This window comes from Ramlibacter sp. PS4R-6, assembly GCF_037572775.1.
GTDB lineage: Bacteria > Pseudomonadota > Gammaproteobacteria > Burkholderiales > Burkholderiaceae_C > Ramlibacter.
Map to the genome: position 1 here is coordinate 1,841,758 of NZ_JBBHKA010000001.1, position 14,952 is coordinate 1,856,709.

A 14,952-nucleotide genomic window follows, 5' to 3' on the forward strand; every position below is an offset into this window, starting at 1 on the left:
CGGCGCGATGTCGAAGTTCTTCATCGACCGCCCGGTCTTCGCATGGGTGATCGCGCTGTTCGTGCTGGTGATGGGCAGCGTGTCCATCACCAAGCTGCCGATCGCGCAGTACCCCACGGTGGCGCCGCCGACCATCGTCGTCTCCACGGTCTACCCCGGCGCCTCGGCGCAGACGCTCGAGGACACGGTGCTGTCCATCATCGAGCAGGAGATGAACGGCTCGCCGGGCCTGATCTACATGGAGTCGGTGGCGCAGGCCAACGGCACGGGCTCGATCACGCTGTCGTTCGAGTCGGGCACCAACCCGGACCTCGCGCAGGTCGACGTGCAGAACCGCCTGTCGCGCGCGGCGCCGCGCCTGCCCGCGGCGGTGACGCAGCAGGGCGTGCGCGTGGACAAGGCGCGTTCCAACTTCCTGCTGTTCACGATCCTCTCGTCCGACGATCCGGCGTGGGACCCGGTCGCGCTGGGTGACTTCGCCTCGCGCAACATCCTGCCCGAGATCCAGCGCATCCCCGGCGTGGGCCAGGCGCAGCTGTTCGGCACCGAGCGCGCGATGCGCATCTGGGTCGACCCGGCCAAGCTGGTGGGCTTCAACCTGTCGATGGCGGAAGTCAACGCGGCGATCCGTGCGCAGAACGCGCAGGTGTCCGCGGGCGCCATCGGCGACCTGCCGAACATCCCGGGCCAGACCATCGGCGCGACGGTGGTGGTCAATGGCCAGCTCACCTCGGTCGAGCAGTTCAAGAACCTCGTGCTGCGCGCCAACACCGACGGCTCCACCGTGCGCATGAAGGACGTGGCGCGGGTCGAGCTCGGCGGCCAGGGCTACGCGATCTCGGCGCGCATCGACGGCAAGCCCTCCACCGGCATCGGCGTGCAGCTCTCGCCCACGGGCAACGCGCTGGCCACCGCCAAGGCGGTGCGCGCGCGGATGGAGGAGCTGTCCAAGTTCTTCCCCGCGGGCATGAAGTGGGCCATCCCCTACGACACGTCCAAGTTCGTGAGCATCTCGATCTCGCAGGTGGTCGAGACGCTCATCGAGGCCATGATCCTCGTGTTCCTGGTGATGTTCCTGTTCCTGCAGAACTGGCGCTACACGCTGATCCCCGCGATCGTCGTGCCCGTCGCCTTGCTCGGCAGCTTCGCCACGCTGTACGCCATCGGCTTCTCGATCAACGTGCTCACCATGTTCGGCATGGTGCTGGTGATCGGCATCGTGGTGGACGACGCGATCGTGGTGGTGGAGAACGTCGAACGGATCATGAGCGAGGAGGGCCTGCCACCGCGCGAAGCGACGGTGAAGGCCATGGGCCAGATCCAGGGCGCCATCGTCGGCATCACGCTGGTGCTGATCTCGGTGTTCGTGCCGCTGGCGTTCTTCGCGGGCGCGGTGGGCAACATCTACAAGCAGTTCTCGGCGGTGATGGTCTCGTCCATCGCCGTGTCGGCGTTCATGGCGCTTTCGCTCACGCCGGCGCTGTGCGCCACGCTGCTCAAGCAGGTCGACGCCGGCCACCACCTGGAAAAGGGCGGCTTCTTCGGCACCTTCAACCGCGGCTTCAAGACCACCGCGCGCAACTACGAAGGCTTCGTCGCCAGGATCCTCACGCGCGTGGGCCGGGCGCTCGCCATCTACGCGGCGGTGGTGGTCGTGGTCGCCTTCTTCTTCTGGAAGCTGCCCGGCTCGTTCCTGCCGATCGAGGACCAAGGCTACATCATCGTCAACGTGCAGCTGCCGCCGGGCGCGACGGTGGAGCGCACCAGCAAGGCCATCGCGCAGGTGGAAGGCTTCCTGCTCAAGCAGCCCGAAGTGGAGCACACCATCGGCGTGCTGGGCTTCTCGTTCTCGGGGCAGGGGCAGAACGCGGGCCTGGTGTTCGTGCCTCTCAAGCCCTGGGACGAGCGCCACGGCAAGGAGCATTCGGCGGCGTCGCTCGCGGGCCGCGCGTTCGGTGCGCTGATGGGCGTGAAGGACGCCTTCATCTTCGCGGTGAGCCCGCCGCCGATCCCGGAACTGGGTTCGTCCACCGGCTTCAACTTCCGCCTGGAGGACCGCGGCGGCAACGGGCACGAGGCGCTGGTGCAGGCGCGCAACCAGCTCCTGGGCCTCGCGGCGCAAAGCAAGATCATCACGGGCGTGCGCCCCGACGGCCTGGAGGACGCGCCGCAGCTGCAGGTCGACATCGACCGCGACAAGGCCAACGCGCTGGGCATCACGTTCGACGCGATCAACGCCACGCTCGGCACCGCCATCGGCTCCGCCTACGTCAACGATTTCCCGAACAAGGGGCGCTTGCAACGCGTGGTGGTGCAGGCCGACGCGCCGGCGCGCATGCAGCCCGACGACATCCTCAAGCTCACGGTGACCAACAACAAGGGCGTCTCGGTGCCGCTGGGCGCGTTCGTTTCCACGCGATGGATCACCGGCGCGATGCAGACCGTGCGCTACAACGGCTACCCGGCCATGCGCATTTCCGGCGACGCCGCGCCCGGCCGCAGCACCGGCGAGGCGATGGACGAGATGGAGCGCCTGGCGGCGCAACTGCCCGCCGGCTTCGCGTACGAATGGACCGGCATCTCGCGCGAGGAGAGGCTCTCGGGCGCCACCGCGTCCATCCTGCTCGGCTTCTCGCTGCTGGCGGTGTTCCTGTGCCTGGCGGCGCTGTACGAAAGCTGGTCGATCCCGATGTCGGTGATCCTGGTGGTGCCGCTGGGCATCATCGGCGCGCTGCTGGGCATCTGGCTGCGCGGCTACCCGAACGACGTGTACTTCAAGGTGGCGCTGGTCACCATCATCGGCCTGTCGGCCAAGAACGCCGTGCTGATCATCGAGTACGCGAAAGACCTGCATGCGCAGGGCAAGAGCCTGACCGACGCGGTGATCGAGGCGGCGCACCTGCGCTTCCGCCCCATCATCATGACGTCGATGGCCTTCATCTTCGGCGTGCTGCCGCTGGCGATCGCCTCGGGCGCTGGCTCCGCGAGCCAGCGCGAGATCGGCACTGGCGTGATGGGCGGCATGATCACGGCCACCTCGCTGCTGGTGTTGTTCGTGCCGGTGTTCTTCGTCGCGGTGCGGCGCGTGTTCAAGGGCAGCGAGCGGCAGCGGCGCATGTACGCGCACCAGCTCGATGCGCCCCAGGGCGCGCCGGGAGGTGCGGAATGAAGAAGCTCACCGCCCTCGTCGCGGCGCTGCTGCTCGGCGGCTGCACGATGATCCCGACGTACGAGCGCCCCGCGGCGCCCGTGCCGAACGAGTTTCCGTACGGCCCCGCGACCGCAGGCACGCCGCCCGCGCAACTCGCGTGGCAGGAGTTCTTCGCCGACCCGCAGCTGCGGCAGTTGATTTCGGCGGCGCTGGCGAACAACCGCGACCTTCGCGTGGCCGTGCTCAATGCCGAGCAGGCGCGCACGCAGGTGGCGGTGCGCCGCGCCGACCTGCTGCCCACGGTCAATGCCGCGGCCAGCTACACGCGCCAGCCCGCCGAACCCGAGAAGCTGTACACGGCCGGGCTGGCGGTTTCGGCGTGGGAGCTCGACCTGTGGGGCCGCATCCGCAGCCTCACCGCAGCGGCGGGCGCGCAGTACCTTGCGAGCGAAGAGGGCCGCAAGGCCGCGCAGATCACGCTCATCGCGTCGGTGGCCAACACCTGGCTCGCGCTCGTCGCCGACGAGGAACTGGTCGCGATCACCGAAGAGGCAGTGCGCACGCGCTCCGAGTCGCTGCGCCTGACCCAACTGCGCTTCGACAACGGCGTGTCGTCGGAGATCGACTTCCGCCAGGCGGAGACGCTCTACGAAACCGCGCGCGCCACGCTCGCGCAGCTGCGCCGCCAGCGCGCGGTGGACCTCGACGCGCTCGCGCTGCTGCTGGGCCAGCCGGTGCCGGCCAACCTGCGGCCGCCGGCGGGCACGGCGTCGGTGCTGCTGCCCGACGTTCCGGCGGGCCTGCCGTCCGAAGTGCTCGTCGCGCGCCCCGACGTGCGCCAGGCCGAGCAGCAGCTCATCGCGGCCAATGCCAACATCGGCGCGGCGCGCGCGGCTTTCTTCCCGCGCATCGCGCTCACCGGATCGGCGGGCAGCGCGAGTTCGTCGCTGTCGGGGCTTTTCAAGGGCGGCTCGTGGGGCTGGACCTTCGCGCCGCAGGTGGCGATGGCCATCTTCGACTCGGGCCGCAACAGCGCCAACCTCGAGTCCGCGAAGATCCAGCGCGACATCGCCATTGCCCAGTACGAAAAGGCGATCCAGTCGGCGTTCAAGGAAGTGGCCGATGCGCTGGCCGGCCGGGCCAATTTCGGCGAGCAGGTCGACGCACAGCGCCGCGCGGTGGCGGCCGACACGGTGCGCTTGCGCCTGGCGCAACTGCGCTACGACAATGGCGTGGCCAGCTACCTCGACTTGCTCGATGCGCAGCGCACGCTCTTCGCCGACCAGCAGGTGCTGGTGCAGGCGAGGGTGGCGCAGTTGCAGAACCAGGTGCAGCTGTACCGCGCATTGGGGGGCGGCTGGCAGCAAACCCCATGACCGTCGAAGCCGCCGTCACCCAATCGCTCGCGCGCATCCGCGCGATGAACGGCGGCCTCAAGGCGTTCACGGCCATCCGCGAGGAAGAATCGGCGCTCGAACTCGTGCGCCGGCTGAAGGGCCCCTTGGCGGGCAAGCTCGTCGCGGTCAAGGACATCTTCGACACCACCGATTTCCCGACCGCGTACGGCTCGCCGATCTATTCGGGGCACCAGCCATCGACCGAAGCGGCGATGGTCGCCGTGCTGCGCGAGGCGGGCGCCATCGTGGCCGGCAAGTCGGTGACCACCGAGTTCGCCTACCTGCAGCCGTCGCCCACCATCAACCCCGCCGCGCCGGGCCGCACGCCGGGCGGCTCGTCCTCGGGTTCGGCGGCCGCCGTGGCGGCGGGCCTGGTGCCGCTGGCCATCGGTTCGCAAACGGGCGGCTCGACCATCCGCCCCGCGTCCTACTGTGGCATCGCGGGCTTCAAGCCGAGTTTCGGCGTGCTGCCCACCGCGGGCATGAAGTGCTTCTCGTGGTCGCTCGACACCGTGGGCCTGTTCGCGCGCACGGTCGCGGACGTGCGCGAGTTCGCGCAGGCGGTGAGCGGCGGGCGCGTGGCGAAACTGCCCAGGCGCCCCGCGGGCCAGTGGCGCATCGGCGTGCCGCGCTCGTATCCCTGGGGCGACGTGTCGGCCAGCGGCGAGAAGGTGCTGGTGCTGGCGGCCGAACGGCTGCTCGCAGCCGGCACGCAGGTCGTCGCGGTCGACCTGCCCGGCTGGGTGGACGATTGCTTCCGCGCCCATGACGCCGTGCAGGGCTGGGAAGCGGCGCGCACCCTGGCGCACGAATTCGACAAGCAGCGCGAGCAGCTGTCGCCGCTGCTGCGGGACTACCTCGTCGAGGCGCGCAAGGTGAGCGATGCGGCTTATGCGAAAGCGCAGGCTGCGGCGCGTCAGGCGCGCCTGGACGCGCATGGCTGGATCAAGGACATCGACGTGCTGCTCACCCCCAGCGCACCCGACGAAGCGCCGATGGGATTTGGCAGCACGGGCGCGTCAACCTTCAACCGCGCGTGGACGTTGCTCGCCACGCCGTGCGTGAGCGTCCCGGGCGCCAAGGGCGCGAGCGGCTTGCCGATGGGCGTGCAGGTGATCGCCGCGGCGGGCGAGGACAGCTTGTGCCTGGCGGCGGCCGAGATGCTCGAGCCGCTGCTGCGCGCTACTTGAGCTCGAACACCAGGCACGTGGTCGTGCCGTGCGCGTACAGCGTGCCGTCCGGCCCGTACAGGCGCGCTTCGGCGGTGGCGAGCTGGCGCCCGCAGTGGATCACCTTGCCTTCGGCGCGCACGCGCTGCACCTTGGGGCTGACGGCACGCACGAGGTTCACGCTCAATTCCGCCGTCGTGTAGCCGCGGCCCACGGGCATCTTGGTGTGCACGGCGCAACCCAGCGCCGAGTCGAGCAGCGTGGCGTACCAGCCCCCATGGATGGTGCCCATCGGGTTCAGGTGGGCCGAGCCGGGGGTGCCCTGGAACAAGGCGCGGCCGTCGTCCACTTCGAGCAACTGGAAGTCGAGCGTCTTCGCGATGGGCGGGTAGGGCAGCTCGCCGCGCAGCATCGCCTGCATCAGCTCCAGCCCGCTCTTGCCCATCACCTGCTCGGGCCTGCTCACGCCGGCGCCGACGCCGGCGTCGAGCCGCGCGCGCACTTCGGCTTCCTGGGCCAGCCAGGCCTCGAGTTGGTCGACCTTCGTCATCTCGCTCTCCATGGAAACAGTTGCATATACAAAGATTGCAGCTACAATATCAGCGATGGACATGGCCGTCAAGCCGCAGGGCTGCACCAACCTCAAGCTGCGCCAGCTGATGCGCCGCGTGGCCGCGCACTACGACGCCGAGGTGGGCAAGACCGGCTTGAAGGGCACGCAGTACTCGCTGCTTTCCTACGTGCTCAAGCTCGGGCCCGTGCGCCCCGGCGACCTTGCCGCCGAAATGCGCGTGAGCCCATCCACCCTGACGCGCAACATGAAGCCGCTGGTCGATGCCGGGCTCATCGAGGTGCTGCCCGGCCCCGACCTGCGCAGCCGCCTGGTCAGTGTCACCCCGGCCGGGCGCGAGAAGCGTCAGGAGGCCCAGCGCCGCTGGCGCGTCGCGCAGGAAGGCATCAACCAGGCGCTGGGTCCGCGCCGCGTGGTCCAGCTGCACGCAATGCTCGACGAGTGCATGGACCTGCTCGCGCCCGCCGGCCCGGCGGACGACGAAGACTGACGAGCGGCGCGGGGAGCGCCGCGCCGGTTTGGTATCTTTGGGAGATGACCCCCTCCCGCATCGCCGTCCTCTTCGCCGCCACCGCCTTGCTCGCCGCCTGCGGCAAGGAGGCGGCCGCGCCCGCGCCCGCTCCCGCAACCGCCGCCGCGCCCGCCGCGCAACAGCAGGCGCAGCAGGCCGTGTCCATCGAAACCATCCAGGCCGAGACGCAGGGCTTCACCGCCGGCCAGGCGATGAGCGCGCGCACCGTCTACGTGTTCTTCGACGCGCAGTGCCCGCATTGCGGCGCGCTGTGGTACGCCGCCAAGCCGCTGAAGTCGCAGGCCAAGTTCGTGTGGATCCCCGTTCGCCTGCTCAAGGACGAGAGCGAGACGCAGGGCGCCGCCATCCTTGCCGCCAAGGACCCGGCGGCGGCCATGGACAACCACGAAGCCTCGATGCAGGACCGCAAGGGTGGCATCAAGGCCGAAGGCGACATCGCGGCGCAGCGCGCGGCGATCAAGAAAAACACGGCGCTGTTCAACAAGTACGCTTTCGGCGCGGTGCCGGCGCTGGTGACGAAGAGCGCGAAGACGGGCGCCGTCGTGACGCACGAAGGTTCGCTGCAGACGGCGGACCTCGCCGCGTTCATCGGCGTGCCCGCGCCGACGCAGTGACGCTAGGCGCGCATCGCGCCTGAATACGCCGCCGCGAAATCGAGCGCCGACTGCTTCACCGCAGCGGCGCTTTTTCCTGGCGTGTACAGCGCCGAGCCGATGCCGAAACCGTTCGCGCCCGCCGCGAGGTAGGCCGGGATGTTCGCGGCGCTGATGCCGCCGACGGGCAGCAACGCAGCCTCCGGCGGCAGCACCGCGCGCATCGCCTTCACGGCAGCCGGCGGGATCATCTCGGCGGGGAAGAGCTTCAGCGCCGTCGCGCCGGCGGCCAGCGCGGCGAACGCTTCGGTGGGCGTCATCACGCCAGGCGCACACGCCATGCCCAGGTCCACTGCGGCGCGGACCACCTCGGCGTTGAAATTCGGCGCCACGACGAGCCGCCCGCCCGCGCGGTGCACCTCGCGCACCTGCTGCGCATCGAGCACGGTCCCCGCCCCGATCACGAGATGCGGGAAGGCCTTCGCCAGCGCCGCGATGCTCTGCAGCGGCAGCGGCGAATTGAGCGGCACTTCGACGAGGCGCCAGCCGGCTTCGTCGAGCGCGCGGCCCACGGCCACTGCTTCGTCCGGCGCGATGCCGCGCAGGATCGCGACGAGCGGCAAATGGGCCAGGCCCTCCTTGAAGTTCATGCCAGTTCCTTGACCGATTGCGCGATGGCGTGCAGCCCGAGCCACGTCGCTTCCTGCCCCAGTACGCGAAACGGGGCGCGCAGGTGCGAGAGCGCCAGCCCGTAGCGCTGCGTGAGCTTGTCGGCGCCGGCGAGCACCAGCGTGTCGCCGGCGTGCAGGTCCTGCGAGCGCAGTTCCTCGCCGATCAACAGGCCCGACAGGTAGCTGGGTGCGGCGGACTGCGGCAAGCGCTCGAACAAGGAGAGCGTGCGCGCGGTGAATGCCGCATGCAGCAGGTTGCCCGCGTGCATCGCGTAATCGACGCCGCGCAGGAAGGCATCCTCATACAGCTCGCCGTCCTGCGCAGGCAGCGTGCGCGCCAGGATCGAGTGCTGGCGCAGCATCGCGTAGAACTCGCCCGTCATGTACGTCGCGAACGACTCGATGCGGCCCGCGCGCACGCGCACCCACTTGCAGTGCGTGCCGGGCATGACGATGCGCGCGTCCGACACGCCCAGGAGCTTCATCACCCCGAGCACGGCCGTCTCTTCGCCGCGCATCACGTCGGGTGCGCCGCCGGCGTCGAACGACAGGCCCGGCACGATCGCGATTCGGCCGCGGTCTATCCACGCGAGCTGCGACGCGATCTCCGCATGGCCGGCCGGGCAGGGCGCATACGGCGCTTCCTGCCAGCCCTGGCGGCTGCCCGCCATGCCGCAGATGAGCGCCACGGCGCCGGGCTCTTTCATCCAGTCGCCGCAGGCTTCGCCGAACACCTGCGGGAAGCCGCCCGCCGGCACGGTGAGGATGCCGCGCGGGAATTCGCGCTGCTCGATCGCGTGGCCGCTTGCATCGACACGAGCCACACGCAGGGAGGACGTACCCCAGTCGACGCCGACCAGCGGCTTCAAAGGATGGCCTCCACGTCCTGCGCGTGAGGCAGCGGCGCCACCGCGCCGAAGCCCTGCACCGCGAGCGATGCGGCGGCGTTGGCGTACTCCGCCGCCTCGAACAGCGTGTCGCCGGCGGCGAGCCGCGCCAGCAGGTTGCCGCAGAAGCAGTCGCCGGCGCCGGTGGCGTCGAGCGTCTTGACCTTGCGGCCGCGGATGTGCTCGCGCGCCATGCCGTCGCTGGCCAGCGCGCCGTCCTCGCCCAGCTTCAGCACCACCTGCCGCGCGCCCAGGCCGTGCGCCCACTCCACCACCTCATCGGGGTCGTCGCGGCCGCTCAGGCCGAAGGCGTCTTCCATGCTGGGCAGGAAGATGTCGCACATGGACGCGGCGCGGGCGATGGTCTCGCGCGCCTCGTCGATCTTCCACAGCTTCAGGCGCAGGTTGGAATCGAGCGAGACGAGGTTGCCGGCACGGCGCGCGATGCGGATCGCTTCGAAGACCGTATCGCGCGCGGAATGCGAGATCGCCAGCGAGATACCCGAGACGTGGAGGATCTTCGCGTGCTCGAGCACGGTGTGCGGCAGCCACTGCGGCGTCATGCGCGCGGCCGCCGAAGCCGAGCGCAGGTAGCTGAATTCGTGGCCACCCGGCCCGTGCGTGACGAAGTAAACCCCGGTGTGCGCTTCGGCATCGCGCTCGATGCCCGATGTGTCCACGCCCTCGTGCCGCCACAGCCGCATCAAGTCGTCGCCGAAGCGGTCGGCGCCCAGGCGCGTGAGGTAGGTCGTGCGCGCGCCCGCGCGTGCTGCCGCGATGATGGCGTTGCTGGTGTCGCCGCCGAAGCCTTGCAGGTAGTTCGGCTCGCCGGGCTGCGTCTGGTTGAACTCCACCATCGCTTCGCCGAGCGCCGCGATGTCGAAGTTCCCTTCCATCTAGTGATTGTCCCGTGGCACGAAGGCGCCGCGCTGGCCGACGAGGAAGTCCAGGTCGGCGCCCTGGTCGGCCTGCAGCACGTGGTCGATGTACAGCTTCCAGTAGCCCGAGTCCAGTTGCGGCTTCGGCGCCTTCCAGTCCTTCAGGCGCGCGGCCAGCTCGTCGTCGCTGATGTGCAGGTGCAACTTGCGCGCGGCGACATCGAGCTCCACCACGTCACCGTTGCGCACCACCGCCAGCGGCCCGCCCGCCGCCGCTTCGGGGCAGGTGTGCAGCACCACGGTGCCGTAGGCCGTGCCGCTCATGCGCGCGTCGCTGATGCGGACCATGTCGGTGATGCCCTTGCGCAGCACCTTGGGCGGCAGCGGCATGTTGCCCACTTCGGCCATGCCGGGGTAGCCCTTGGGCCCGCAGTTCTTCAGCACCAGCACGCAGGTCTCGTCGACGTCCAGGTTCTCGTCATCGATGCGGCGGTGGAAATCGTCGGCGTCCTCGAACACCACGGCGCGGCCCTTGTGCTTCAGCAGGGCCGGCGTCGCCGCGCTCGGCTTGATCACCGCGCCACGCGGCGCGAGGTTGCCGCGCAGGATCGCGATGCCGGCGCGGTCCTTGAACGGGTTGTCGTAGCGGTGGATGACGTCCTCGTTGTAGTTCACCGCGTCCTGGATGTTCTCGCCCACCGACTTGCCGTTGGCCGTGACCTGGCCCAGGTGCAGGTGCTGCGAAATTTCCTTCATCACAACCGGCAGGCCGCCGGCGTAGCAGAAGTCCTCCATCAGGTGCTTGCCCGAAGGCTGCAGGTTCAACAGGCACGGCATCTCGCTGCCGAGCTTCTCGAAGTCGTCGATGGACAGTTTCACGCCCAGGCGCCCGGCGATCGCGATCAGGTGGATCACCGCGTTGGTCGAGCCGCCGATGGCCGCCAGGGTGCGGATGGCGTTCTCGAACGCGTCGCGTGTGAGGATCTGCGAGATCTTCAGGTCCTCGTGCACCATCTCCACGATGCGGCGGCCCGCGTTGCGCGCGATCACGTTGCGGCGCCCATCGACGGCGGGATAGGCCGCGTTGCCCGGCAGGCCCAGGCCCAGCGCCTCGACCATGCTGGCCATCGTCGACGCGGTGCCCATCGTCATGCAATGGCCGTGGCTGCGGTGCATGCACGACTCGGCTTCGAAGAAGTCCTGCAGCTTCAGCGTGCCCGCGCGCACCTGCTCGCTCATGCTCCACACGCCGGTGCCCGAGCCGAGTTCCTGCCCGCGCCACTTGCCATTGAGCATGGGGCCGCCCGACACGCCGATGGTCGGCAGGTTCACGCTGGATGCGCCCATCACCAGCGAGGGTGTGGTCTTGTCGCAGCCCATGAGCAGCACGACGCCATCGATCGGGTTGCCGCGGATCGATTCCTCCACGTCCATGCTTGCGAGGTTGCGGTACAGCATCGCAGTGGGCCGCAACAGCGTCTCGCCGAGCGACATCACCGGGAACTCCAGCGGGAAGCCACCGGCCTCGTACACGCCGATCTTCACCTGCTCCGCAAGCGTGCGGAAGTGCGAGTTGCAGGGCGTGAGTTCGCTGAAGGTGTTGCAGATGCCGATGACGGGGCGGCCGTCGAACTGGTCGTGCGGCACGCCCTTGCCCTTGACCCAGCTGCGGTAGGCGAAGCCGTCGCGGTCCTGGCGGCCGAACCATTGCTGCGAGCGCAGCTCTTCGGGTTTCTTGCGTGGTTTCATGCCTCACATCCTATCGTATGATGATTGAAAGACAACCCAGGAGACCCCCCGTGCCCGCCGTCGATGTGCTGCTTCCCGCGAAGCTTTCGCCCCTCTATGTCGAACAGCTGGAGCGCGAGTTCGCGGCGCACCGCCTGCCCGACCTTTCGGCTGCCTCGAAAGTTCGCGCCATCGCATGCGGCGGCGAAACGCAACTGCCGAGCGACCTGATCGCTCAGCTGCCGGCGCTGGAGATCATCTCGGTGATGGGCGTCGGCTACGACGGCGTGGACGTCGCCGCCGCCAAGGCCAAAGGCGTGATGGTCACGCACACGCCGGACGTGCTGAACGACGACGTCGCCGACGTCGCGATCGGGCTCATGCTGTGCACGTCGCGCCAGTTCCCGCAGGCCGACCGCTTCGTGCGCGAGGGCAAGTGGACCCAGGGCGCGATGCCGCTGCAGCGCAAGATGTCCGGCGCGCGGCTGGGTCTGGTCGGCATGGGCCGCATCGGGCAGGCCATCGCCAAGCGCGCGCTGGGCTTCGGCATGAGCATCGCGTACAACTCGCGCACGCCCAAGAAGGAGCTGCCGTACACCTTCCACGCCGACGTGCGCGACCTGGCGCGCGCCAGCGACTTCCTCGTCGTCATCACGCCGGGCGGCGAGGGCACGCGCAAGATGATCAACGCGGAAGTGCTGCAGGCGCTGGGCAAGAAGGGCATCCTGGTCAACGTCGCGCGCGGCTCGGTGGTGGATGAAGCGGCGCTCATCGAGGCGCTGAAGAACGGCGTGATCGGCGGCGCGGGCCTGGATGTCTTCGAGAACGAGCCCATCGTGCCGCAGGCGCTGAGGGACATGCCGCACGTGGTGCTGACGCCGCACGTGGGCAGCGCCACCACGCAGACGCGCCAGGCGATGGCCGACCTCGCCATGGACAACCTGCGCGCGCACTTCGCCGGCCGGCCGGTGAAGACGCCGGTGCCCGAGTGCCGGGCCTGAACGCGTCCCGGGAAAACCCCGAACGGCGGTTTCGGCAATCATCATACGATAGGACTTTTGGCACAGAGCCGAGGAGATCGCGATGAAACTCAAGCAGTGGCTGGCAGGGGCCCTGGCGGGCCTGGGGCTCGTGGTGGCGCCCGGCGCATTCGCGCAGGAAAAGCTCACCGTGTGGTGGGTCAAGGGCTTCTACAAGGCGGAAGACGACGCGCTGTTCAAGGCCATCGAGAAGTACGAGGCCAAGCACAAGGGCGTGAAGGTCGAACTGTCGCAGTACCCGGTGCAGGACATGATCCCGAAGACGGTGGCGGCGCTCGACGCCGGCAACCCGCCCGACGTGGCGTACGCGGACGTGTACGACTTCCAGGTCACCGCGAAGTGGGCGTACGACGGCAAGCTCGAGGACATCTCCAAGGTGATCGACCCGCTGCGCGCCAAGTTCGAGCCCAACGCGCTGTCGACCACGTTCCTCTACAACAACGCCGCGCAGAACCGCGCGTACTACGCGTTCCCGCTCAAGCAGCAGACCATGCACATCCAGTACTGGAAGGACATGCTGGCCGAGGCGGGCTTCAAGGACAGCGACATCCCGAAGGACTGGAAGGGCTACTGGGCCTTCTGGTGCGACAAGGTGCAGCCGGCGCACCGCCAGAAGAGCGGCCAGCGCAGCTTCGGCATCGGCCAGCCGCTGGGCGTGGATTCGAGCGACTCGTTCTACTCCTTCCTCACGTTCATGGATGCCTACAACGTGAAGCTGGTGAACGACTCGGGCAAGCTGCTGGTGGACGACCCGGCGGTGAAGGCGGGCCTGGTCGGTGCGCTCACGGACTACACGTCGGTCTACAGCAAGGGCTGCTCGCCGCCGTCGTCCACGAGCTGGAAGGACCCGGACAACAACGTCGCCTTCCACAACAAGACGACCGTGCTCACGCACAACGCCACGATCTCGATCGCCGCGAAGTGGCTGGACGACGCGAACAACACCGCGCTGACGCAGGCGCAGCGCGACCAGGCCAGGAAGAACTACACCGACAACATCGCGACCGCCGGTTTCCCGAACAAGCCGGACGGCAGCAAGATGATCTACCGCGCCGCGGTGAAGACGGGCGTGGTGTTCAAGGACGCCAAGAACAAGAAGCGCGCGATGGAGTTCCTCGCCTTCCTGCTGCAGGACGAGAACCTCACGCCTTACGTCGAAGGCTCGCTCGGCCGCTGGTTCCCGGTGACCAAGGCCGGCCAGCAGAGCGCGTTCTGGAAGGCCGACCCGCACCGCACGGCCGTCTACAACCAGTTCATGAACGGCACGACGCCTTTCGAGTTCACCAAGAACTACAAGTTCACGGTGCTGAACAACGAGAACGTCTGGGCCAAGGCGGCCAACCGCGTGCTGAACGAGAAGTGGGCCGTGGACCGCGCCGTGGATGAAATGATCGCGCGCATCAAGACCGTCGCGGCGCAATGACCGCGCAAGCGACCGCCCTGCCGGTGGAGGCGGCGCCGCGCGCGCGGTCCACCGGGCGGTCGTGGCAGTTCTGGGGACGGCTGATGGTCGTCCCCTACCTGCTCATCTTCCTCATCTTCGTGCTGTACCCCGTGGGGTACGGCCTGTGGCTCGCGCGGCATCCGCAAAGCTACGTCCAGCTCTTCGACGACCCGATCTTCCTGCGCACGGTGATCAACACCGTGGTGTTCCTGGTGGTGGCGATCAACATCAAGATGGTCATCGCGATGGTTCTCTCGGGCTTCTTCATCCACACGCGCTGGTGGATCAAGGCGCTGTCGGTGCTGTTCATCATCCCGTGGGCCGTGCCGTCGATCCCGACGATCCTGTCCGTGCGCTTCATGCTCAACCCCGAGTGGGGCGTCATCAACACGCTGATCTTCAAGCTGACGGGCATGGACGGCCCGAACTGGCTGAACGATCCGACGCTCGCGCTGTCGTTCTCGATGGTGATGCACGTGTGGAAGTCGCTGCCGTTCTGGACGCTGATCCTGATCGCCGGGCGCCTGTCGATCCCCACGGAGCAGTACGAGGCCGCTTCAGTGGACGGCGCGACGTCTTGGCAGAAGTTCAAGTACATCACGTGGCCGTCGATGCGCACGCTGTACCTCACGTCGACCATCCTCTCGATGATCTGGACGCTGGGCGACTTCAACAGCGTGTACCTGTTGACCGGTGGCGGGCCGGCGGACCTGACGCACGTGCTCGCGACGCTGGGCATCCGCTACCTGCGGCTCGACCAGGTGGACCTCGCGATGGCGTCGATCGTGGTGGCGCTGCCGCTGGTGCTGCCGCTGGTGTTCTTCATGATGAAGAGGCTGAGTAAATGAGCCCCCACGCTCCGCACTTCGTGTCTCCGCTGCCCCCCGAGGG

Annotated in this window: 13 protein-coding genes; 8 read left to right on the forward strand and 5 right to left on the reverse strand. The window is 68.6% G+C overall.

Annotation, left to right across the window (positions count from 1 at the left end):
- Positions 1-7 precede the first annotated feature (7 nt).
- Genes WG903_RS08985 through WG903_RS08995 form a run of 3 tightly spaced genes read left to right on the forward strand, consistent with a single transcriptional unit; the run spans position 8 to position 5,738 of the window.
- Positions 8-3,169: an efflux RND transporter permease subunit gene (locus tag WG903_RS08985; protein WP_340074438.1), complete on the forward strand. Its 3,162-nt coding sequence runs from the start codon at positions 8-10 to the stop codon at positions 3,167-3,169.
- On the forward strand, positions 3,166-4,527 hold the full coding sequence (locus WG903_RS08990) for an efflux transporter outer membrane subunit (protein WP_340074440.1): 1,362 nt from the start codon (positions 3,166-3,168) through the stop codon (positions 4,525-4,527). Before WG903_RS08985 ends, WG903_RS08990 begins: the two co-directional genes overlap by 4 nt.
- The gene (locus tag WG903_RS08995) at positions 4,524-5,738 is read left to right on the forward strand and encodes an amidase (protein WP_340074442.1); all 1,215 of its coding nucleotides are present in this window, start codon (positions 4,524-4,526) and stop codon (positions 5,736-5,738) included. The genes WG903_RS08990 and WG903_RS08995 overlap by 4 nt, the downstream gene beginning before the upstream one ends.
- On the opposite strand, the gene WG903_RS09000 is transcribed toward WG903_RS08995, so the two are convergent.
- Positions 5,731-6,267: a PaaI family thioesterase gene (locus tag WG903_RS09000; protein ID WP_340074444.1), complete on the reverse strand. Its 537-nt coding sequence runs from the start codon at positions 6,265-6,267 to the stop codon at positions 5,731-5,733. The genes WG903_RS08995 and WG903_RS09000 overlap by 8 nt on opposite strands.
- A 55-nt stretch (positions 6,268-6,322) precedes the next feature.
- On the opposite strand from WG903_RS09000, the gene WG903_RS09005 reads away from it, so the two are divergent.
- Together WG903_RS09005 and WG903_RS09010 are read left to right on the forward strand one after the other, a co-directional pair.
- The gene (locus WG903_RS09005) at positions 6,323-6,778 is read left to right on the forward strand and encodes a MarR family winged helix-turn-helix transcriptional regulator (protein ID WP_340074446.1); all 456 of its coding nucleotides are present in this window, start codon (positions 6,323-6,325) and stop codon (positions 6,776-6,778) included.
- A gap of 44 nt (positions 6,779-6,822) precedes the next feature.
- On the forward strand, positions 6,823-7,434 hold the full coding sequence (locus tag WG903_RS09010; RefSeq protein ID WP_340074448.1) for a thioredoxin fold domain-containing protein: 612 nt from the start codon (positions 6,823-6,825) through the stop codon (positions 7,432-7,434).
- Between the two features lie 2 nt (positions 7,435-7,436).
- On the opposite strand, the gene WG903_RS09015 is transcribed toward WG903_RS09010, so the two are convergent.
- Genes WG903_RS09015 through WG903_RS09030 form a run of 4 tightly spaced genes read right to left on the reverse strand, consistent with a single transcriptional unit; the run spans position 7,437 to position 11,598 of the window.
- The gene (locus WG903_RS09015) at positions 7,437-8,063 is read right to left on the reverse strand and encodes a 2-dehydro-3-deoxy-6-phosphogalactonate aldolase (protein ID WP_340074450.1); all 627 of its coding nucleotides are present in this window, start codon (positions 8,061-8,063) and stop codon (positions 7,437-7,439) included.
- Positions 8,060-8,953: a 2-dehydro-3-deoxygalactonokinase gene (locus WG903_RS09020; protein WP_340074452.1), complete on the reverse strand. Its 894-nt coding sequence runs from the start codon at positions 8,951-8,953 to the stop codon at positions 8,060-8,062. The genes WG903_RS09015 and WG903_RS09020 overlap by 4 nt, the downstream gene beginning before the upstream one ends.
- On the reverse strand, positions 8,950-9,867 hold the full coding sequence (locus tag WG903_RS09025; RefSeq protein WP_340074454.1) for a sugar kinase: 918 nt from the start codon (positions 9,865-9,867) through the stop codon (positions 8,950-8,952). The genes WG903_RS09020 and WG903_RS09025 overlap by 4 nt, the downstream gene beginning before the upstream one ends.
- Positions 9,868-11,598 carry an IlvD/Edd family dehydratase gene (locus WG903_RS09030; RefSeq protein ID WP_340074456.1) on the reverse strand — a complete coding sequence of 577 codons (1,731 nt, stop codon included), beginning with the start codon at positions 11,596-11,598 and terminating at the stop codon, positions 9,868-9,870.
- A gap of 20 nt (positions 11,599-11,618) precedes the next feature.
- Between WG903_RS09030 and WG903_RS09035 the strand changes: the two genes are divergently transcribed.
- From WG903_RS09035 to WG903_RS09045, 3 genes are all read left to right on the forward strand, one after another.
- Positions 11,619-12,578, forward strand: a complete 960-nt coding sequence (locus WG903_RS09035; RefSeq protein WP_445263586.1) for a 2-hydroxyacid dehydrogenase — start codon at positions 11,619-11,621, stop codon at positions 12,576-12,578.
- Between the two features lie 82 nt (positions 12,579-12,660).
- Positions 12,661-14,040 carry an ABC transporter substrate-binding protein gene (locus WG903_RS09040; RefSeq protein WP_340074461.1) on the forward strand — a complete coding sequence of 460 codons (1,380 nt, stop codon included), beginning with the start codon at positions 12,661-12,663 and terminating at the stop codon, positions 14,038-14,040.
- Positions 14,037-14,909, forward strand: a complete 873-nt coding sequence (locus tag WG903_RS09045) for a carbohydrate ABC transporter permease (RefSeq protein ID WP_340074463.1) — start codon at positions 14,037-14,039, stop codon at positions 14,907-14,909. The genes WG903_RS09040 and WG903_RS09045 overlap by 4 nt, the downstream gene beginning before the upstream one ends.
- Positions 14,910-14,952 lie beyond the last annotated feature (43 nt).